The organism is Paraburkholderia sp. BL17N1, assembly GCF_003634175.1.
GTDB lineage: Bacteria > Pseudomonadota > Gammaproteobacteria > Burkholderiales > Burkholderiaceae > Paraburkholderia.
In genome coordinates, this window is record NZ_RBIW01000001.1 from 4,363,597 (window position 1) to 4,383,322 (window position 19,726).

Annotated in this window: 24 protein-coding genes and 1 tRNA gene; 18 read left to right on the forward strand and 7 right to left on the reverse strand. The window is 60.2% G+C overall.

Annotated elements, in window-relative coordinates:
- Positions 1-158: 158 nt before the first annotated feature.
- Entirely contained in the window at positions 159-635 is a 477-nt protein-coding gene (locus B0G82_RS19665; protein WP_121308538.1) for a hypothetical protein, read from the forward strand.
- On the opposite strand, the gene B0G82_RS19670 is transcribed toward B0G82_RS19665, so the two are convergent.
- Positions 625-870, reverse strand: coding sequence for a hypothetical protein (locus tag B0G82_RS19670; RefSeq protein ID WP_121308539.1), 246 nt, complete (start codon positions 868-870; stop codon positions 625-627). The genes B0G82_RS19665 and B0G82_RS19670 overlap by 11 nt on opposite strands.
- Before the next feature lie 39 nt (positions 871-909).
- Between B0G82_RS19670 and B0G82_RS19675 the strand changes: the two genes are divergently transcribed.
- The 8 genes from B0G82_RS19675 (at position 910) to B0G82_RS40480 (ending at position 9,683) form a co-directional block, all read left to right on the forward strand.
- Complete coding sequence (locus B0G82_RS19675) at positions 910-2,862, forward strand: hypothetical protein (protein ID WP_121308540.1); 1,953 nt, start codon at positions 910-912, stop codon at positions 2,860-2,862.
- A complete protein-coding gene (locus B0G82_RS19680) occupies positions 2,859-3,827 on the forward strand; it encodes a hypothetical protein (protein WP_121308541.1) in 969 nt (322 codons plus the stop codon). Before B0G82_RS19675 ends, B0G82_RS19680 begins: the two co-directional genes overlap by 4 nt.
- A gap of 6 nt (positions 3,828-3,833) precedes the next feature.
- Positions 3,834-4,958, forward strand: a complete 1,125-nt coding sequence (locus B0G82_RS19685) for a hypothetical protein (protein WP_121308771.1) — start codon at positions 3,834-3,836, stop codon at positions 4,956-4,958.
- Positions 4,955-5,626: a phage baseplate assembly protein V gene (locus tag B0G82_RS19690; protein WP_121308542.1), complete on the forward strand. Its 672-nt coding sequence runs from the start codon at positions 4,955-4,957 to the stop codon at positions 5,624-5,626. The genes B0G82_RS19685 and B0G82_RS19690 overlap by 4 nt, the downstream gene beginning before the upstream one ends.
- Complete coding sequence (locus tag B0G82_RS19695; RefSeq protein ID WP_121308543.1) at positions 5,626-6,027, forward strand: phage tail protein; 402 nt, start codon at positions 5,626-5,628, stop codon at positions 6,025-6,027. The genes B0G82_RS19690 and B0G82_RS19695 overlap by 1 nt, the downstream gene beginning before the upstream one ends.
- A gap of 4 nt (positions 6,028-6,031) precedes the next feature.
- Positions 6,032-7,165: a baseplate J/gp47 family protein gene (locus B0G82_RS19700; protein ID WP_121308544.1), complete on the forward strand. Its 1,134-nt coding sequence runs from the start codon at positions 6,032-6,034 to the stop codon at positions 7,163-7,165.
- A gap of 3 nt (positions 7,166-7,168) precedes the next feature.
- A complete protein-coding gene (locus B0G82_RS19705) occupies positions 7,169-7,855 on the forward strand; it encodes a hypothetical protein (RefSeq protein WP_121308545.1) in 687 nt (228 codons plus the stop codon).
- A gap of 64 nt (positions 7,856-7,919) precedes the next feature.
- Positions 7,920-9,683 carry a hypothetical protein gene (locus tag B0G82_RS40480; protein ID WP_241974642.1) on the forward strand — a complete coding sequence of 588 codons (1,764 nt, stop codon included), beginning with the start codon at positions 7,920-7,922 and terminating at the stop codon, positions 9,681-9,683.
- A 274-nt stretch (positions 9,684-9,957) separates the two neighbouring features.
- Here B0G82_RS40480 and B0G82_RS19720 read toward each other — a convergent pair whose 3' ends face one another.
- The 3 genes from B0G82_RS19720 to B0G82_RS39765 are packed head-to-tail and all read right to left on the reverse strand — an operon-like array spanning position 9,958 to position 12,214.
- Entirely contained in the window at positions 9,958-11,070 is a 1,113-nt protein-coding gene (locus tag B0G82_RS19720) for an acyltransferase (RefSeq protein ID WP_158608166.1), read from the reverse strand.
- A gap of 50 nt (positions 11,071-11,120) precedes the next feature.
- Entirely contained in the window at positions 11,121-11,861 is a 741-nt protein-coding gene (locus tag B0G82_RS19725) for an SGNH/GDSL hydrolase family protein (RefSeq protein ID WP_158608167.1), read from the reverse strand.
- 53 nt (positions 11,862-11,914) lie between these two features.
- Positions 11,915-12,214 carry an XRE family transcriptional regulator gene (locus B0G82_RS39765; protein WP_206751617.1) on the reverse strand — a complete coding sequence of 100 codons (300 nt, stop codon included), beginning with the start codon at positions 12,212-12,214 and terminating at the stop codon, positions 11,915-11,917.
- A gap of 185 nt (positions 12,215-12,399) precedes the next feature.
- Between B0G82_RS39765 and B0G82_RS19730 the strand changes: the two genes are divergently transcribed.
- The 9 genes from B0G82_RS19730 to B0G82_RS19770 all read left to right on the forward strand — a co-directional run bounded on the left by B0G82_RS19730 (position 12,400) and on the right by B0G82_RS19770 (position 18,331).
- Positions 12,400-12,759: a hypothetical protein gene (locus B0G82_RS19730; protein ID WP_121308549.1), complete on the forward strand. Its 360-nt coding sequence runs from the start codon at positions 12,400-12,402 to the stop codon at positions 12,757-12,759.
- Positions 12,756-13,307 (forward strand): glycoside hydrolase family 19 protein, encoded by a 552-nt coding sequence (locus B0G82_RS19735; protein WP_121308550.1) that lies wholly within the window; start codon positions 12,756-12,758, stop codon positions 13,305-13,307. Before B0G82_RS19730 ends, B0G82_RS19735 begins: the two co-directional genes overlap by 4 nt.
- Complete coding sequence (locus B0G82_RS19740; protein WP_121308551.1) at positions 13,304-13,609, forward strand: hypothetical protein; 306 nt, start codon at positions 13,304-13,306, stop codon at positions 13,607-13,609. The genes B0G82_RS19735 and B0G82_RS19740 overlap by 4 nt, the downstream gene beginning before the upstream one ends.
- A gap of 97 nt (positions 13,610-13,706) precedes the next feature.
- Positions 13,707-16,019, forward strand: a complete 2,313-nt coding sequence (locus B0G82_RS19745) for an FAD-dependent oxidoreductase (protein ID WP_158608169.1) — start codon at positions 13,707-13,709, stop codon at positions 16,017-16,019.
- 10 nt (positions 16,020-16,029) lie between these two features.
- The gene (locus tag B0G82_RS19750) at positions 16,030-16,254 is read left to right on the forward strand and encodes a hypothetical protein (RefSeq protein WP_121308553.1); all 225 of its coding nucleotides are present in this window, start codon (positions 16,030-16,032) and stop codon (positions 16,252-16,254) included.
- A 53-nt stretch (positions 16,255-16,307) separates the two neighbouring features.
- On the forward strand, positions 16,308-16,793 hold the full coding sequence (locus tag B0G82_RS19755; RefSeq protein ID WP_121308554.1) for a hypothetical protein: 486 nt from the start codon (positions 16,308-16,310) through the stop codon (positions 16,791-16,793).
- Positions 16,794-16,801: 8 nt separating this feature from the next.
- Positions 16,802-17,002: a hypothetical protein gene (locus tag B0G82_RS19760; protein WP_121308555.1), complete on the forward strand. Its 201-nt coding sequence runs from the start codon at positions 16,802-16,804 to the stop codon at positions 17,000-17,002.
- A 46-nt stretch (positions 17,003-17,048) separates the two neighbouring features.
- On the forward strand, positions 17,049-17,510 hold the full coding sequence (locus tag B0G82_RS19765) for a hypothetical protein (protein ID WP_121308556.1): 462 nt from the start codon (positions 17,049-17,051) through the stop codon (positions 17,508-17,510).
- Complete coding sequence (locus B0G82_RS19770) at positions 17,507-18,331, forward strand: patatin-like phospholipase family protein (protein ID WP_121308557.1); 825 nt, start codon at positions 17,507-17,509, stop codon at positions 18,329-18,331. The genes B0G82_RS19765 and B0G82_RS19770 overlap by 4 nt, the downstream gene beginning before the upstream one ends.
- Here B0G82_RS19770 and B0G82_RS19775 read toward each other — a convergent pair.
- The 3 genes from B0G82_RS19775 to B0G82_RS19785 form a co-directional block, all read right to left on the reverse strand.
- Positions 18,328-18,639, reverse strand: coding sequence for a hypothetical protein (locus B0G82_RS19775; RefSeq protein ID WP_121308558.1), 312 nt, complete (start codon positions 18,637-18,639; stop codon positions 18,328-18,330). The genes B0G82_RS19770 and B0G82_RS19775 overlap by 4 nt on opposite strands.
- Before the next feature lie 67 nt (positions 18,640-18,706).
- The gene (locus tag B0G82_RS19780) at positions 18,707-19,516 is read right to left on the reverse strand and encodes a hypothetical protein (protein WP_121308559.1); all 810 of its coding nucleotides are present in this window, start codon (positions 19,514-19,516) and stop codon (positions 18,707-18,709) included.
- Positions 19,517-19,631: 115 nt separating this feature from the next.
- Positions 19,632-19,722 (reverse strand) — tRNA-Ser (locus B0G82_RS19785).
- Between the last annotated feature and the right edge of the window lie 4 nt (positions 19,723-19,726).

The following is a 19,726-nucleotide window of genomic DNA, read 5'->3' on the forward strand; positions in this document are numbered from 1 at the left end:
GCGACGCGCCAATCCCTGTGGCTGGTTCGTCACGGCGTGCCGTTTGATGTCGCATTTGAAGTCGACGGCACGACGCGTACTGCGTGGTCAATCATCTGCTCAGAGCAGAGAAGCAACAAACGCTACAACTTCGCGACGAAACAGTTCGAGGGCGATGAATGAAAGAGTTCAAGAGCTTTGGTGCGTTCGCCGCGCATCTTGAGCGCCTTGCGCTTGAATCTGCCGAGGTGAAGCACCACGCCGTCGACCGGGCGGCCGAAGAGATCCAGAAAACCGCACAAGGACTGATCGGCGAATACCAGCATGGTGTCGGTCCGTATCCGGCGTGGGAAGAGCTCGCAGACTCGACGCAAGCGGAACGCTCCCGGCTTGGCTATTCGGAGAACGATCCCGGCTACCGCGACGGCAAGATGCAACGCTCGATTCGTCGCACCGCATCCTCCAGCGAAGCCGAGGTCGGCTCGAACGATCAGAACCTCGTCTGGTTCGACCTCGGTACGACCAAGCAGCCACCGCGGCCGGTGCTTGGACCAGCCGCAATCCATAGCCGGGAACGGGTCAAACGGATCATCGGGATGACAGTGTTCGCGTGGCTCGCGGCGCGCGGCTGGCGACGCCCGCGAATCACCTCTTGAAGTAGGCGAACAGGAAGATGACGCTCGCGATCGCGAGAAAGACGCCGATGTAAGGAATGAACAGCATCGCCGTCGGCATGCAGATCGCGGCGGCCTTGTTCATCGGCGGTCGCGTGGCCCATCGCGCGCGCCAGCCGTGCAGATGACCGCTAAGGCTTCGCACACGAGGCTTGGGGTACTGAACCCACGAGAAACGGTCGGCCAGCCACTCATGTGCCCGATAGAAGACGTCCATATCCCCTCCAACGTAAGTACTTGAGTGTAATCCAGAATTATGGACGTCTATTCGATCGGGACTACCCTCAAACTCCACGACCTCATCACGCCGCAACTGCTCAAGTTGTCCGAGGGGTTCGCGAAAATAGATGCGATCGCTCTGCAGGTCAATAAGCGCCTGCAGAAGATGGGGACGGAAGTGGTCGGCGTGCGCAATCTTTCTGCGGCTACCAAGGCGCTCGACGGTAGCCTGAAGTCCGTCAACGCAGAAGCATTGAACGCCGGTCGTGCCCTGCACGGTATCAAGGCCGCCATGCCCCCCGGCTCCCTCGGTATCGAGAAAGAACTGGTTGCAGCGAACACTCAGGTCAATATCCTCGGTCGCCAGTTGCATGCTCTGCGGGGCGTCGGTCACAACTTCATGGGCGGCGGCGCCGGCGGGTTCCCTGCCGCTCTGCCTGGCGGTGGCGGTGGCGGCGGACGTCACCGCGGCGGCCTGCACGGCGGCAATCTGCATTTCGGCGCGCACGGCGTTGGTGTTGGTGGCGTCGGCATGGGACTGGCGAGCGACATGCTTGTGCCGCTCGCGGCGGCCGGCGTCGCTGTATATGTCGGCCACAAGTTTTACGAGGCCGGCAAAGACTACGAGATGGCCTTCAACCGCTTCAAGACGCTGAATCTGGGCGCGAAGGTCAACGAAGACGCGGACAAATTCGCGCGCGGCACTCAGCAGTTCGGCATCTCGATGACTGAGCGCATGACGATGCTGCGCGATATGCACGAGGTGATGGGCAACTACGAAGAGGCAAAGGCAATCACGCCGCTCTTCGCACGCATGCTGGCCGCCAACAAGGGGGTTTTCGGCGAGGAAGGCAATCGATTCGACAACAAGACTTTCCAGGCGCTCGGCAAGGTCATCGAAATGCGCGGCGGCACGAATTCCGAATCGGAAATGTTCAAGCAAGCCGATTTCGCGCAGAAGGTGTTGACGGGCTCGGCGGGTCTCGTTACGCCCACGGACCTGCTCGCCTTCATGAAAACTGGTGGCGTCGCCACGCGGCTGCTGTCGAACAAGGCGTTTTACGAAGAGTCGGCGCCGATGATTCAGGAAATGGGTGGCTCCCGCTACGGGACGGCACTGATGAGCGCACACCAGAATCTCGCGATGGGGCGCGGCACCGTGCAGGCCATGAAGGAAGCAGTGCGCCTCGGAATCATCGACTCGAAGATGGTCGAGTACACGAAGATCGGCACCCTCAAGCGCGTGCTGCCGGGCGCGCTCAAAGACTCGCAACTGTACGACACGTCGAAGTTCGAGTACTTGCTGAAGGTGCTCGTTCCTGCGATTCGACAGGCGGGTGTCGTCGGTCCGGGCAAGAAACTGGTAACTGGCGACGCAATTACCGACGAGATGATGGTCAACGAGCTGAACACCATCTTCAGCCAGCGCACAGCCAGTAACGCGTTTGCGCAGATGTACCTGCAGCGTCACAAGATCGACAAGAACGTCGCGGTAACGGAAGGTGCAATGGGACTGAAAGACCTCGAAGATCAGTACAAGAAGTCTCCGGCCGGCGCGGAAGCAGAATTCACCGCCGCTTGGACTGACTTCAAAACTGAGTTCGGAAGGACCATGCTGCCGGCGATCACGAAGATGTTGCTCACTGGCGCGAGCATCCTGCGCGCGATTAATTCGATTTCCAGCAGTCCGATGACGGTGGCGCAAGCGCAGATCGACCAGGTACCGCAGTCTGATCATCCGACGGTCGGTCGTTGGGGCAAATTGGGTGACATGTTCGGTTGGAACAAACCAACGGATCAGTCGCACACGAGCACGTCAGTGTCCGGTGGCTCAAGCAGTCCCAGCGGTAATGTCCACACGTCGGTCCACCTCGACGGTCGCAAGATAGCTGATGCCGTTTCGCCGTACTTTGCTGGCCCGCTTGGATCGGGGCTGCATATCGGCGGCATTGACAGCAGCCTCAGCCTCCCGATGCCGAGTCTCAAATGAGCGATATCACCGTGGTTCTCGGGGATTTTACGTTTCAGGACTTCGAAGTCCCCGACCGCATTCCGTTTCCAACGGAGCAGAGGCTCGCGATCAAGAAGATGGTCGGCGGCGTGCGCGATATTCAGATGCTCGGTAGCGATTGGCCGCCCATCACCTGGACCGGCACCTTTATGCCGACCGAGGGCGGTCAGTCTGCACTCGATCGCGCGCGCACGCTCCGAGCGATGGTCGATGCGGCGCAACCGGTCGCTCTCTCATGGGACGAGCTGTACTTCCTCGTGGTGATCCGGTCGTTCGATCCCGATTACCGGTTCTATCAGATTCCCTACCGCATCACCTGTGAGGTGCTGCAGGATCTGACGGCTCCGATTTACGCCGACGCAGGCATTGACGCCGACGACGTGATCAACGGCGATCTCGACTCGGCCAACGCGCTCACGGCGAGTACCGGCGATAGCACGCTGTCGGGACTGATGGGCACGCTCAGTACCGCTGTCGGAAATGTAAAGACCTTCGTCGGCGCGACGATGAGTCAGATCTCGACGGTGTTGCAACCGCTAAATAATGCGGTGCGCTACGTTTCCACCTCGATCAGTCAGGTGGACAGCCTTCTGGCGAGCGTCGGCGTGCCAGCAGGCGTGCTGCCCTCGCTGCCCATCGCGCAGAACGTCTCGAAGTTTGAGTCGATCTTCAATGCGACGCAGCAGCAGGTGCAGTACACGCAGATCAACGCGTTGCTAGGTCGGATGCAGACCAACCTCGCGAAGATCAGCTCGAGCGGGCGCGTCGTCACCGTCGGCGGCGGCAATCTCTTCGATCTGGCGGCGAAGGAATACGGCGATCCGACGGCATGGACGCAAATTGCGCAGGCGAACAGTCTTAGCGACCCGACGCTCGTCGGAGTCAACGCATTGATCATCCCGCCGTACAGCAACGGCACCAGTGGCGGCATCCTCGGCTCGTAAATGACCATGACTGCATTCCTTCAACCGTCCGCGCGCACGCCGCGCGGTGCGGTGAAGGTCAATGGCGTACTAATTCCCGGTTGGATCAATTTCGATGTCGACAACAACAACTTCTTCAGCGCAGACACGTTCCGTTGCAGCTTTTCGGGCGCACGACTGCCCGCCGATCGCAACGTTGCATGGTTTTCGCAGCAGGAGGACATGTTTGTCGAGCTATTCATCGGCTTTCCGCAGAATCCGGCGGTCTACACCCCCGACGATTTGACCAGCTGGATTTATGGGCAGACCGATCACATCACGGTCGACCCGATCACGAACACTGTCGAAGTGGACGGGCGCGACCTGACGCGAGTGTTCATCGACACGAAGACCACCGAGAAGTGGCCGAACCAGACCGCGTCGCAGATTGCGACGATGCTGGCGACGAAGCACGGACTCACCACCGCCGTGAAGCCCACGACGACGAAGGTTGGCAAGTACTACGAGATCGACCACGTCAACATGGCCGACGAGCGGTCCGAGTGGGACATCCTGAACTATCTCGCCGATTCGGAAGGCTTCCGCGTCTGGGTGCGCGGGCAGACGCTCTATTTTCAGCCTCCCCCTGACCCTTCCTCGGCCACGCCCTATCCGATCGTCTATCAGGTCGTGCAAACGGCTGGAGGGGCGCCGAAGGCCAACTTCGAGCGACTGAAGATGAAGCGCGCGCTCACGGTTTCGCGCGGCATACAGGTCAAGATCCGTTCGTGGAACAAGAAATATGCGAAAGGCTTCGTCGTCTCGTATCCGTCCAACGTGAAGACCATCAAGGTCGGATCGTCGACCGTGGGCACGGGCGCGCAGATCTATTCAAAGACGGTCCCGAACCTCACGCAGGATCAGGCGCTGCAGCGCGCGCAGCAGTGGTATAAGCAGCTCGTTGCGCACGAAATGCGCCTCGAAGATCTCGACTTGCCCGGTGACAACGGACTAGATATCACGTCGATCATCCAGTTCAGCGGCACGGGCACGGCATTTGACCAGCAGTACTTTCCCGACTCGATCCAGCGCAGCATGAATTTTGAGGGCGGCTACGGAATGACGGTCAACGCCAAGAACCATTCACCCGAATCGGAGATCGCGACGCTATGAGAGGCATTCACGCGCTCGCGAACGCGGTCCGCCAACAGGCGAGCATCGCAGGTAATCATCTGTCGTGGCCGACGCTCGCCACAATCAGCAGCTACGACGCATCAAGCCACGCAGTAAAGGTGACCATTGAGCCCGTCGACCCGGGGACGCAGCCGACAGAATCGAACTGGATGCCGCTCGGCGCGATCGGCATCGGCAACGGCTGGGGCTTTGCGGTTGGCCCGCAGATCGGAGATCAGGTGCTCGTTGTGTTCGAGCATGGCGACTTCTCGTCGGGCGTGATCGTCGCGCGGATCTTCTCAGTCGCGCAGCAGGCTCCGGCCGTGCCGAGCGGCGAAGTGTGGGCAGTGCACAAGACGGGCGGCTACCTGAAGCTGACAAACGACGGCAAGGTCGGGCTGAACGGTCAGGTGGAAGCCGATATCACTGCGCCAACGATCAACATTCAGGCGACCGGCAACGTCAACGTTCAAGCCGGCGGCACCGCGAGCATCACGGCGCCATCGATCCAACTGGGCGCGGCCGCTCAATCACTGCTCTCGTTCGTCACGTCCGCCTTCATGTCGCTCTTCAACGGACACACGCACAACGAGACCGGCAGCGTAACGCTTGCGCCGAACCAGCAGATGGGTAGCTCGCACCTCACTTCGACAGTCAAGGGTGGCTGATGGTGGACGTCTTTCATTACTACGGCGGCGATCTCTCTGAGTCACCGTCGGGAGATCTGCTGCTCGCTGACATTCCGACGACGGGCACTCAGCGCGTGTATCGGCGCTTGCTGACCAATTCCGCTTTGTCGAATGCCGCCGGACAACCCGTGGCATCGCCTGATTACACGTGGCACCCGGATTACGGCGCGGGTGTCCCGCGGAAGGTGGGCTTGCCCGGCAATGTGCCTGCGACGCGCGCCTTGATCCGAGGGCAGATGCTGCTCGAATCGGCCGTCGCGCGGCAGCCCGCACCGCAGATCGACATGACCCAGTCGCAGGATGTCGTGAGCACGGCGATCAGCTACACCGACTCGAACACTGCTCAAACGCAGCTCGTGAACTTCGACATCAATACGTGACGCAATGGCCAATCTCAATACCCAGTCGTTCTCGGCACTTGTGTCGAACTTCGCGACGGCCGTGCAGGGTTCGGCCTCGCAGCTCATTGACTTCACCATCGGTTCGGTGCTCCGCGCGATCGCGGAGGCGACCGGCGGCGTCGCGCTCTGGCTGCAAGGCCTGATCCTGCAGGTTGCGGCCCTCACGCGCGCAGCAACGTCCAGCGGCGCAGACCTCGACTCGTTCTTCGCGCAGTTCGGGTTTTCACGCCTGCCGGCGGACGCGGCGACGACGCAGGAGACGTTTTCGCGCTTCACGCCGACGAGTCAGGCTCTGATTCTCGTCGGTGACATCGTCCAGACTCAGGATGGTTCGGTGCAGTTTGCCGTTGTTGCGGACACGTCCAACCCGGCGTACAGCGCTGCACAGAACGGCTATGTGCTGCCAGCCGGTCAGGCGAGCGTTAGCGTTGCCGTGCAGTGTACGGTTACAGGCACCGTCGGCAACGTGGCAAGCGGCGCGCTCAACACCTTGGGAACGGCAATCTCGGGAGTCGACACTGTCTCGAACAGCGTCGCGGTATCAAACGGATCGGATGCAGAGTCGGACGCCGCAGCACGCTCGCGCTTCGTACTCTTCATCGCGAGCCTCGAACGCGCGACACTCGCGGCCGTCCTCAACGCGATCCAGAGCGTGCAGATTGGCATGACGGGGATCGTCGCGGAGAACCAGCAATACAACGGGATGGCACAGAACGGCTATTTCACGGTGATTGCGAATGACGGGAGCGGTTCTCTCAACCTGACCGAGAAAACGAACGTTGAAAACGCCGTTGAAGCGGTGCGGCCGCTGTGCTCGACTTATAGCGTGCATGCGCCGACAGCACAGGTCATCACTGTGTCGATGACGATCTCGGTCGATTCGGATCACGTGAAGGCTACGGCCGTTCCGCTGGTGCAAGCTGCAGTCGCTGCCTACATCAGCAGCATCAAGACCACGTCGAGCGGCGCACTTCTGCCTTACTCCGCGATCGCAACGCAGGCATACAGCGTCGATGGCGTGACGAATGTCACCGCGGTGCAGGTCAATGGCGGTACATCAGATATCTCCATTACGTACCAGCAGGCCTTCCAACCCGGCACCATCACTGTGAACTGACACATGGCCACTGGAGATCAAAACGACATCCTTTCGCGGCTGCAATCGTATATCCCGCGTGGCTGGTTCGGGGACTGGAGCGAAGCGCCGATCGTAACCGCGCTGCTGCAGGGCATCGCATCTGTTTTCGTGACGATGTACCTGCTGATCGTCTTCTTCAAGGCGCAAGCGCGACTCGACACATCGAGCGGAGGCTGGATCGACCTGTGGGCGGATGACTTTTTCGGCGGCAGCCTCCCGCGTAAGCCCAGCGAGTCGGACGCGAGCTACATCGCACGTATCAAAGTCGCGCTCTTTCAGGATCGCGCGACGCGCCCCGCGATGATCAGTGTGCTCACGCAGCTGACCGGCCGCGCGCCGATCATTTTCGAGCCGGCGCGGCCGCTCGACTCAGGCTGCATGGGTGCGAACACCGGAGTCGCGAGCTTCTGCGGCGTCTCGCGCATGGGTTCAATTGCCGCGCCATTCAGTTGCCTGATCACTGCGTTTCGCCCGCTCGTGACCGGTGGTTCGGCAGGCGCAGCGTATTGCAACGCAGCGGCATGGTCGGCACTCTCGACGCCCCTTTCACACGGATACACAGGCTCGCTTTCAGAAGAGCAGACCGCAGCTTCTGACGCCGACATCATCGCAGCGATCAATGCCACGAAGCCGATCGCGACGAACATCGGCTTCTACATCTCGAACTGACAGTTTCTCAAATTCACCCCGAAGGGCCGCCTAGCGCGGCCCTTTTCTTTTGTCCGGAGCATTCATGCGTCGAATCGAAACGTACGTGGGCCAGCAAGTGTACGAGTGGGCCTTCTCCGCCCAGGCCCAGTACACCATGACGAGCATCGCCAAGGTGTGTGCCGCGCTGTTTGGCGTGATTGGCACGGTGAATGGCCTCGCCTGCACGCCGACGAGCCCCGCGACGATGAACGTGCAGATCGGCGCGGGCGAGATCTATCAGATCGAACCGCTCGAAGCGACGGTGTGCGGCACGCTGCCCGCAAACACGGCGAACACGATCCTCAAGCAGGGCATCCAGCTCGGCACGTTCACCACTGGCACGTTTGCGACCCCTGGCACGAGCGGCCAGTCGATCAACTACCTGATCGAAGCCCAGTACCAAGACTCCGATATCAGCCTGGACCCGACGACTGGCACCTCGCCGGTCGTTTTGCAGTTCTACAACTCGCTCAACCCCACAACGCCGTGGTCGGGGCCAAACAACACCGGCTCGACCAGCAACACGTTCCGCGACGGCGTTGTCGCCTACCAGATCAAGGCCGGCGTGGCGGCCACCACTGGCTCGCAGGTGACGCCTTCGCCCGACACCGGATGGATCGGTCTGTGGGTCGTCACGGTGCCGTTCGGAGCTTCGTCCCTCACTGCCGGGAACATCAGCCAGTACGCCGCAGCGCCCATCCTGCCGACCGGGATGCTGCAGTCGATCCTGACCAGCAACCTGACGTACGGCGTCGATAATGGCTCGGCGAACACGATCCAGGCTTCGTTCCCGATTCCAGTCACGACGCTGACGGACGGGATGGACGTCTGGGTGAAGATCAAGGCCGCAAATACGAGCGCCACGACCTTCACGCCGAATCCGGGTGTGATCAGCGCTTCGCCGGTGGTCGGTGCCGCCCACGCTGCGCTGCAGGGCGGAGAGCTCGTCGCCAACGGCCGGGCGAATCTCGTCTGGCGTCAGGACATCACGTCCTGGGTTCTGATCGAATGCACCGGCGCTGCCGTTCAGGTCGCGCCGGCCACCGCCAACCAACATGCTGTGCAGTTCGGTCAGGTGTCGGGTGTCGTCGGGCAGGCGCGCAACTTCTCGATGACCGTCGCAACGGCGAGCGCGACGGCGACGGTCACTGCGGATGAGGTAATAGTCGAGACGGCGTTGGGAGGTTTGCGCTATTGCCTGACAGGCCTCAATCTGACGGGTAACTTGGCAACGCAGATGGATACGGGCAGCGCGCCCGCATCGGGCTTCGTTGCGAAGTATGTGATCTACAACCCAAATGCCGCAATCTCGGGCACAAACCCACGACTGCTCTATACGAACGCTGCCTCAGCGGTTCAGCCGAACGTGTATGGCGGTGGCTTCATGCCGGCCGGATACACGGCAAGCGCGTTGCTGTCAGTGTGGCCGACAAATGCCAGCAGCCAGTTTGTACCGGGTGTACAGGTTGATAGGCTTTTCGGGTTTGCTGGCGGACTAGCCGTCAATAGCTCTGCTACGGGCACGCTGATCTCTGTAAGTACCACTGTGATTCCGAAAAACGCAAAGACGTTTTCTGGGTTTCTTCAAATCGGGTCAAGCGCAGCATCGGCAATTTCGCTGGCTATATATCCAATGAATGCAAACGTTGCTGGGCAACTCAATACCTGCAATGTTGCGGCGGGTACTTCGCAAGCTGTTCCGTTCAATCGCGTCCCCGTAGTTACGCCGCAGACGTTTTACTACACGGCAACGAACGGCGCTGGAACGCCAGGCTTCACGGTAAGCATTAACGCTTACGAAATCTAGGGATACGATGACATGTTCGTGGCATTCTCAGACGGTACCGAATCGACAATCATTGCGTTGTTTGGCTGCGCACAGGATCCTGCATATTGGCCGAATCAAGGAGAAGTGTCGGCGAGTGATGCCCGGTACGTTTCGTACTTCAACAGGCAGACGGTCACCGTTCAGGTGTACCTGCCGCAGCCGATTCTGTCCTGATCATTGGACGATCAAAGTCGCCGACGATGCGTTGCCGAAGCGTCGGCAGGCGCAGATAACGAAACGGCCAGCCGCCAGTTCACACCTGAGCGGCAGATGAGTTTTTGACGCGGTGCCAGCCTGCGATGAGCCGTCTTATCGGGTCTTCAAAATAAGAGTGCGTCAACGAAGCGATCGCCAATGAGACGGCCGCATAGACGATCCACAAAACAAAGTGGTCTCTCGTGGGCGATAACGGGATGCGGTCAAGCATGATGTGCAGGACAATCTGATGCACCATATACAGGGAAAAGCTGGCCTCTCCCAGATAGACCACGACCCGGTTCTGTAGGGCTTTGGAAAGAAATCCTCTCTGGAACGCGAATACAAAGATCGTCGCTGCGGCGATGGGGGCGCCAGCGCCGCTTTGCAGCCACTGGGATACTACCTCCAACCGGTGGTGCTGCACTGAAATGCTCGACGCTAGCTGCTGACTCAGATACGTCCATCCGACGACCGATGCAACACAGGCTGCCTCCATGAGGCCGACGGTGAACCCGGAAAGATGATCCAGCGTGTTTGACCCTACCCGGCGGAAGATTCTATAGACGGCAATTCCTAGCATGAACTCGGGGAGCCGGGTAAGTGGAAGCACGTAGCCGGCCCACAAGGCGGTGGAACCGGACACCCCTGCCGCGCACGCGGCGATCCCTATTGCCGCTGCCAATCCAGACGTAAGCCCAAGCTTAAGTCGCCACGTGGTCGGGAGTTTCCATATCAGCAACGGGAACAGTGCATAAAAGAGCATTTCATCGGAGATGCTCCAAGAGGGGCCATTGACGGAGAAAAAGAAATTAATTGATGGAATCCACGATTGAACCAGGAGCAGGTTTGCGACGACGACCGATAGCGACGGGGCAGCGCCTATAACGAGTAGCATGGCGGCGACTGCCGTGAGCAGATGCGTGGGCACAATTCGCGCGATGCGCGATACGTAGTATCGACGTACGGAGGCATTGTTCACCAGGCGCTCGTCATAGGTGAACGCCAGAATGAACCCTGATAGGACAAAGAAGAACGAAACCGCGTGATCGAGCGAGAGCTTGTGCACAAAGGACCACGGCTCGAAAAGGTGTTGACCATGGCCCGCGACGATGGTCGCCGCCGCGAAAAATCGCAGCGATGTGAGCGTATCGATTTTCTGGGATTCCACTGGTAAGGCTCCGAAAGATTTCGGAATCTTACCAGCACTAGCACGGCGCTCTATTGCAGCAGCCTAGCGACGATCGGCTGAACAACATCGTATTCACGCTGGGCCGTGAGCTGGTACAGGCGATCATCTGCCGGGTGTGTGCAGTCCGCGCCCAGGTAACTTTGCCAGTTCGGCAGCGAGAGGATGTAGTCGTATTGCTTGATCAGCGGCAGGCTCAGTTGCGCGGCTACCTTGTCGATCACTTCGACGTACTGCGGCAGCGCCGCCATGGCAGGATTGCAGACGGGGTTCGGCTCCTCCAGAACGACTGTCTTGCCGGCAGCCTGAGTGATCTGAATCCAGTAGATCAGATCGTTCTCGAACACCGTCGTCGATTCGTTGACGATCGGATTTGAATCATTGACGGCCCACTTCGCAATCTCGATCTGCGCTGGATCCGTCGCCAAAACATCTTTCCACCACTGCTTGTACCCGGCGGCCGCCTGGATGACATCTGCGACGGTGGCACCGCCGAGGCCGCGGTTCAAGACAGTAACAGTTGGTCCTAGGTTAGCCTGCAACAATTTCTGCAGGTTTGCGGGTGCAGTGTTGTCGGTGATGCGGTAGGTCCCGTCAGGATTCTGGACAGTTCCATGCGTGATCGAGTCACCGTTCGCGCCGATGGTGATGGCCTTTGCCGCGGGCGGCGCAGTCTGCGCAACCGGAACCGGCGAACCACCGCCTCCTCCACCGCATCCGCTACAAGCCATTACGAACATACCCAGAACCGATACGCATAAACCCTTCGCCATGGCTGCTCTCACGTTGTTTTTATTCCAGCGCGAGATGATACACGGCAACACATTCAGGGCTGCGGCTCTCCTGATGGCGCCGACGATTCCGGATCCGCATCCAGGTCGATAGTCGCGCCGATCTCGCGCATGGTTGCGAGGACGCGATCGATATCCGGTTGAGGCAGCGTCACGAGTGCGGCTCCCATGAATAGGTTCGCCGGAGGTATGCCCTGCTGCTTGTTCTCGTCCGCGTACTCGCGCCAGCGGCGGGCACTTTTCAATCCGAGAATCCGGGCCATCTGTGTGCCGGAGAAGTTCAGCCTCTCCTTCCACTGATTCATTTGAGCCACGGTCGGCGGACGAAAAAGCATGGTGAATTGATCCAATACGCGCGAGCGCGCGAAAACAGCGTTTCATGATGAGTTCCTTTCGGATAGCGGCCGCGCGAATGCGCTTCCTATGCGAACAAAGATAGGCGGAATCCGCCTAGTCGTCAAGTAGTGAATCACACGACCACCAGCCGCCCTCGAGCGGCTTTTTTTATTTCCGGGGATTCATGGAAGCCAAAGACATGTTGACGATGCCCGATCCAGAGTTCCGCGCGCACGTTGTCGAATACCTCGTTGCTCACGACGCAGCGATCGCGGAGAACACCAAGGTCACTCGCAAGGTGGAAGCGACAGCCGATCAGGTCGCTGAGGACACCGCGCTTATCCGCAGCATTCTGGGCGACGTCGCCGCCGGCGCGCGATTCATGTGCCGCCTCGCGGCCGCGTGGCGATTCTTCCAGCGGCAGGTCTTTATCCCGATCGGATTGCCGTTTCTAGGGATGTATGGCCTCTGGTACTACACGCAGTTCCACCGGTTCCCCGGGTGGCTCGCCGACTGCTTCAAGTTCCTGATGGCGATCGTATGAATCTCACCCCGCAGATCATCGCGGCCGGCTGCGGCGCGGCGCCGTCGCGCGCGGCACTGTTCGCACCGTTCATGCAACTGGCCTGCGATCACTACCAGATCAGCACGCCCCTCGACGTTGCGGCGTTTCTCGCGCAGACCGGCCACGAGTCACAGCGCCTGCTCTACACGAAGGAACTCTGGGGCCCGACTGTCGCGCAGCGCGCGTACGAGCCGCCTTCCCAGAAAGCGAACGAACTGGGCAACACGCAACGAGGCGACGGCGTGCGGTTCTGCGGGCGCGGGCTAATACAGATCACCGGGCGCCGCAACTACACGCTCGCCGCAGTCGGGCTCGACCTCGATCTGCTGAACCATCCGGAGTTGCTCGAGCAGCCCGAGCACGCCGCAATGTCGGCAGGCTGGTTCTGGTTCAACAACAAGCTGAGCGCGATCGCTAACGCGGGCGACTTCGTCACGCTGACACGGCGCATCAACGGCGGAAAGAACGGACTTGCCGATCGACAGGCGCTGTATATCGCGGCGAAAGCCGCATTGGGGGTTTCATGACTGGGACTGCTCGCCTCAACGGCTTTGACCCCGCCGCGCCGGTGGCCGACGCCGATCTCGTCTACATGGCTCAGGGCACGTCGGGCCAGCAAGCCGAAGTAGCAGGTAGCCGCGGCGCTCTCGCAGCGTTCCCCTATTTCGGAACATTCGCCGCTCTCGCTACGGCGATCGCCGGCGGAAAGATCACGTTCCCGCGCGAAGTGTTCGTCGTTGCCGACGAGACGAAGGGTGGCGGTCCGATCAAGTATTTCTTCGATGCCAGTGGAAATCGGTACTGGTCTGCCATGGTTCTGGACGCTTAAGAGATGACGACACTATTTCCCGTTCAATCGACTCCAGCGCCCGCTGCGCTAACCGATCGCAGTAGCTCGATCACCGCTGGCGGCACCGCGCAGCAACTTGCTGCGGCCAACGCGGCGCGCAGGGGTTGGCGGCTGCAGAACACGTCTACCGGCGATCTCTGGTTTAACGATACCGGCAACGCGGCGAGCATCGCTGGCGCGGGATCGTTCAAGGTTGCGTCTGGCGGCTACTACGAAACGCCGAATGGTGGCGCATCGCAGTCGGCTATCAGCATCTATGGCGCGACCGTTGCGCAATCCTTTAGCGCGTCGGAGTGGTAAGACAATGTTAAGCAACCCCAACTTCGACTCAATCCGCAACGTTGACGTCTGCGTGTACGGCGCGACCGCAAGCGGCATCATGGCTGCGATCTCTGCCGTGCAGAACGGCAAAACCGTCGAACTGATCAATCCCGATGCAACTTTCGCCGGCATGCCGGCAATGGGCGGTCTGATCTATACCGACCGCGCGGGCGGTGACTGCAATGTCCTGAAGGGGCTCGCCAACACACTATACCGGGCGATCTGGAGCGGCAACTACACGGCGAACGCGCCCGATTATCCGACGTACTGGGGGCAAAGCCTGAACGGCTCGGCCAAAACGTTCATCGCACAGATTCAGGCGATGATCTCCGCCAGCCGCCTGACGATCCGCAATAACTATCGTGTGGTACCTGCGGGCGTGACTAAAGCCGGGACTGCCATCAAATCTGTCCGGTTCGAGGATGCTCTGCTGCCGACCATCGCGCCGCATCTGAATGTGACTGCTGCGATGTACATTGATGCCACGTACGAGGGCGACCTGATGGCTGCGGCAGGCTGTTCGTTCACGGTCGGACGCGAGCCTAACAGCCAGTACAACGAGACGTATAACGGTGTCGTTGCGCCCTACAACAAGTCGGGTGCGTGGCAGGTCGACCCATATGTCACGCCGGGTGTTCCTGCATCCGGGCTGCTACCTGGCATCAATCCGACTGTAGCGGCGGTCGGCACGGGCGACAGTCGCGTGCAGGCATATGGCTTTCGCGTGAGCGTTGTAGCGACGACGGGTGGCCCCGGCACGTATCGCAGGTTTCCGGAACCGACGACGTACAGCGCCTTGAACTATGAGGTGCTGGGGCGCCAGTTCGCAGCGGGGCAGATCACCGCGTGGAGCGACAACAGCAACCCACCGGGACTGTTCAATGACCACCTGTGCAAAGACGGCGTGACCGACCTGAATGCGGGCTCTGCATTGCAGCAGCTCGACTATATCGGTGGCGCGGACGCGTGGCCAGGCGCAACGTATGCGCAGCGCGCTACGATCTATCAGCAGCACGTTGACTGGACGCTGGGCCTGTTCAAGTTTCTGCGCGAAGATTCCCGCGTGCCGGCCGGTATCAAGACCACGCTGGCGGGCTTCGGGTTGCCGCCATACACTCAGGTTCCGACGCGGCACGGCCTGCCCGCCCAGCTTTATGTGCGCGAAGGGCGCCGCATGATCGGCGACTTCGTGATGACGGACCGCCATTGCCAGCGCATCGACCCAGTAAATGATGGCGTGGCCATCGGTTTCTACGCGATGGACTCGCACCACTGTCAGACGGTCGTCTACAACGGCTATGTCGCTCTGGAAGGTGGCTTCTTTCAGAAAACCGCAAGCGGTGGCCAGGATGGGCGCTACTGGATCAGCTATAGGGCCCTCTGCCCGAAAGCAGCGGAATGCACGAACCTGCTGGTTACGTTCGCGGTGTCGGCTTCACACGCGGCATTCGCATCGATTCGGGTTGAGCCGATCGCCATGCAACTTGGTGAGATTGCAGGCTTCGCAGCGGCCAGAGCGATCGACACAGCAACAACTGTGCAAGCAGTTGACCCGTACAAGATCCGCGAGGGGCTGGGATATTTCCCGCCAGGCTCAATCGTTCTGGATATTCCTCCTGGCGGTAACGTCGCAGGCACATATACCGATCCAGCAGGCAACGGGCAAATGGTCGTTGCGGGCACATGGCTCGAAGTTCAGACGCTCGCCACGTTCGCGGAGTCGTCCATCTACGGGCCGACTTATCTGTCTGACAACGCCGCGAACAAAGGAACCTGTTCTGTCGAATTCAGGTTCAGTCTGGCGAAAGCGGGAACGTACAGCGTCTATGCGTTCTTTCCTGAGTCATCGACGCGATCTGGAGCGGTCCCGCACACGGTGACAGCATCTGGCGCTGCTCAGACTGTCGTCAATGTGAATCAGATCAATTCCGGCGCGTGGAAACTGATCGGCACCTATGCCTTCACCGCGAACGACCCGGCGAACAATAAGCTCGTTGTGAGCAACACCGGCACGACCGGCTATGTTGTCGCCGACGCCGCCGCGCTCACGCCGCTCTACTACAACTGACGGAGTGGACATGACCTCATCCGGATTGTTCGATGCGATGTCGGCGATTGATGATGCTGCGCTTCATGAAGAGGTATTCGGGCTTCTTGAGGCATCCCGCAATTACTCGCGGGACTGCGCTCCAGCGACAGATTATGAGTCGGCATTTAGCATCCAACTGACCATGCACCTGGCGAGCTATTCAGCCGCGTGCATTGCGTGGTTTGCCTCTCAGGGCATAACGCCAAACGCGTAGTCTCCCGCACTCCACACAAGCCGCCTTCGGGCGGCTTTTTTTACGCCTGAAAAATGACCGACGTTACCCAGATCCACGAAGAGAAAGAGACGTTGACCGTCGACGTCAACATCCCCGGCCACGAGCCGCGCAAAACGACGGCGCTGTTCGAGCGCTCGCGCAAGGCGCTGCTCGCGCGCGACGGCGGCCGGTGCTTCATTTGTAACGCCACGGCAGAGGAGAGCGGTCATCCGCTCGAGGCGCATCACCATCCGATCGAGCGTTCGTTCGCTGAAATGATCGACTGGGAGCGTTTCAAGTTCGATGCGCAGGCCGGCGTCTGGGGCGACGCGATCAAGGCATTCGATTGGGACCATTTCACCGACTGGACCCAGTTCGTCGATGACATGACGGTCAACGGCATGTTGCTTTGCAAGGCCCATCACATCGGAAAGGACGAAGGCATGCACGCGCTGCCGTTCCCGATCTGGGTGGCGCAAAAGTACGGCAAAGAGGGCTATCAGTTCTCGGCAGCCGAAGTAATTCACCACGCAGTATAGGAGCCTCGATGAATCAAACCTCTCCAGCCGCAACCGGCACGACCGGCGCGGCGATCGCCTGTCTCGTCGCTGTCATCTCGACGCTGAACGCGCGCTTGGGTCTCGGCCTGACCGCGCAGGATCAAGTCTCGATCGCCGGCGGCATCGTGGTCGGCGCGCATTGGCTCGTGCGGCAGTACGCCGCCAAGCAACCCGGCGCAACCGCCTAACAGCAAACCTCCGCCGCGCTCGCGGCTCAACTCCGAAGGAAATCCCATGAAGAAGCTTTTCGCCGCGTTCGCGGCTGGCGTCGTTGCGCTCGCGCTCTGCGCATGTTCGGCCGTTCAGCAAGCAAAAGTCGCAACGGTCGCGACCACCATCAACGGCCAGGTCGCGAAGGCCTGCTCCGTGTTCAAGCCCCTCTCGACGGACGTGGTCGCGCTTTATGCCCTGAACCCCAAAGTGGATGCTGCGATCGATGGGATCAATGCCCTCTGCGTGGCGAATGCGGCGATCGACCCGTCCACCGTGCAAACCCTGTCGGAAACAACGCTGCCTGCGGCGATCAAGGCGCTGGCGTCGATTCCGAGTCTGACGGCTGCGCAGATCCAGCAGGTTGGCGGCGCCCTGACGCTCGTGAACACCACGCTGGCGATTGGATTGCAGGTCTATGCGGTGCCGACTGCTTCCGCGGCCGCCGCTGCTTCGACGCCGCTCGCCGGCGCGCCGCTGCAATGAAGCCGATCCGAGTCGCGTTTTCCGGCTCGGGCTTCAAGGTGCCGGCGCATTGCGGCGCCTTGCAGGCGATCGCGGACGCCGGTTACCAGCCGATCGAGCTGGCGGGGACGTCCGGCGGCAGCATCTGCGCGGCGCTGTATGCCGCCGGCATGTCGCTGTCGGACATGAAAACGCTTGCGCTGACGCACGACTGGTCGGGCATGATGTCGTTCAGCCCGCTCGCCGCGCTGCGTATGCGCGGCTTCTGCGACGGCAAGACGTTGCTGGCGTGGATGACCGAGCATACCGGCGGGAAGACGTTCGCCGAACTGTCGATCGACCTGACAGCTGTGGCCTCCAACATCGCAAATGAGGGCGCGTTCGACTTCTCGCGCGCGGCAACGCCGGACGTTCCAGTCGCTCTGGCGGTGCGCTCGTCGACGTCGATCCCGTTTGTGTTCGAGCCGGTGGCCGTCGCCGATGCACTGCTTTCTGACGGTGGCATGGTCAATAACATTCCGGTGGACCGCCTGAAGGTGGACGCGGTGCCGCGGCTCGGCGTGCAGCTCGTGAGCATGGAACTGCCGCTCAAGCCGCAGTCCAAGCTGTGGCCGCACCAGTTCGCGGCGCGGCTGATCGACCTGATGCTGTCTGCGTGCGAATCGACTCACGTCAGCGCGGCGCAGGCGGCCGGCGCCTGCATGGCGTTTGTGGAAACCGGGTATGCATCGACGCTCGACCGAAACATGCCGACCGAGATCCGGCAGCGGCTGTTCAATGATGGGTACGCCGCGACGAAGGCCGCGCTGTCAGCAATTCAATTGACGCCGGCACACGCTTAATCCCTCCGCCCATTCTTCCGCCACTCATCGAGGCGGCGCATCGTCGCCTCGATCCTCTTTTCCTGCCTTGGCGTCTGCGGATCTGTCAGGCACGGCTCTGCGTCCAACTCTCTCTCGAAACACTCCCACACGCTCCCCGCCACGTACGCGCTGCCCTGCTTGCCGATCATCCGGCGAATCTGGTCTGCGCGCAGGACCGTCGATCGCAGCCGATGGATTTCCTGCAACAAACGAAGCACGGTCGGGGTCGGCTCGCGATCATAGATCTCGGCCAGTTCGGCGGCGGTGAGTGGCTTGCGATGTCGCATGGCTGCGAGGCTGAATACTGTATGGATGTACAGTATATGGTATGCCGCAAACTCGCCGTCACCTCTGTCAAATCAATGCTTTCAGATAATTCACGAAGGAAGTACAGGCAAGCAGGAAGAACTTCGCATCCGCCGCGGTAAGATTCGGCTCGTCCATCAGCGCATGGCGAATACCATCTGCATCGTTCGTGTACTCGTAGAGCGCCGAGTATGCTTTTTTCAGGCAAGGATGTAATTTGCCTTGCCTCTCAAGCACGACTAGCGCCTTGTTCAGAGTTGCCTTATCGTCGCCACTGACCACTTTGGCGGCTGCCTCGACAGCAGAGATTGATTCTTTGATGGAATTTCGATAGTCCGGATCTGTGCGATGGGACAGATGCGACAGCGCTCGCGACAGGTGCTCACTCACGCCTGCAAACGGACCCCTATGCGAAAGCGCCGATACGAGTGCCGCGACTTCTTCTCCATCCGTGATCTGCACGAACTGCTTGTCTATCACGCGATAAGCAGCCAATTCTCGTCCGAGGATCGCATTGGCGGCCGCTGCAAAATGCCCATCCCGGTCGAAGTAGCACATGATGAATTCAAGAAAGTCGTAGACGTAAAACCATTCGTCTCCGAAGAACCGATCGCGTACCCGCTGCCAGGCGTCCCTAAAGAAAATTCCACCGGGCCCACGATTTATAGGCATTCGATCCGCTGCGATTTTCCAGAAGTTTCGCCAGACGCTTCGAAGGAAAGGCTCCTCCTGCGAACGCAATCCTTCGCGCCAATCGTCAACTAGGTTCCATAACGAGTTGTGAAGCGCATCAGGCATATCTTCCGGTCCCAACGACTCCGGTAGACGCGCGTGGCCGTACCGCTGACTAAACTTCATTGCAGACCTCCAAAAACGCAGCAATTTCGATGTATCAGCGGCATTTGAATAACCCAACCCAGTTTGAATAACCCAAATAGAAAAGGCCCCCATGCTGGGAGCCTTATATATCCGGTGGCGGAGAGACGGGGATTCGAACCCCGGATAGGTTATTAACCTATACACGCTTTCCAGGCGTGCGACTTAAACCGCTCATCCATCTCTCCGGCG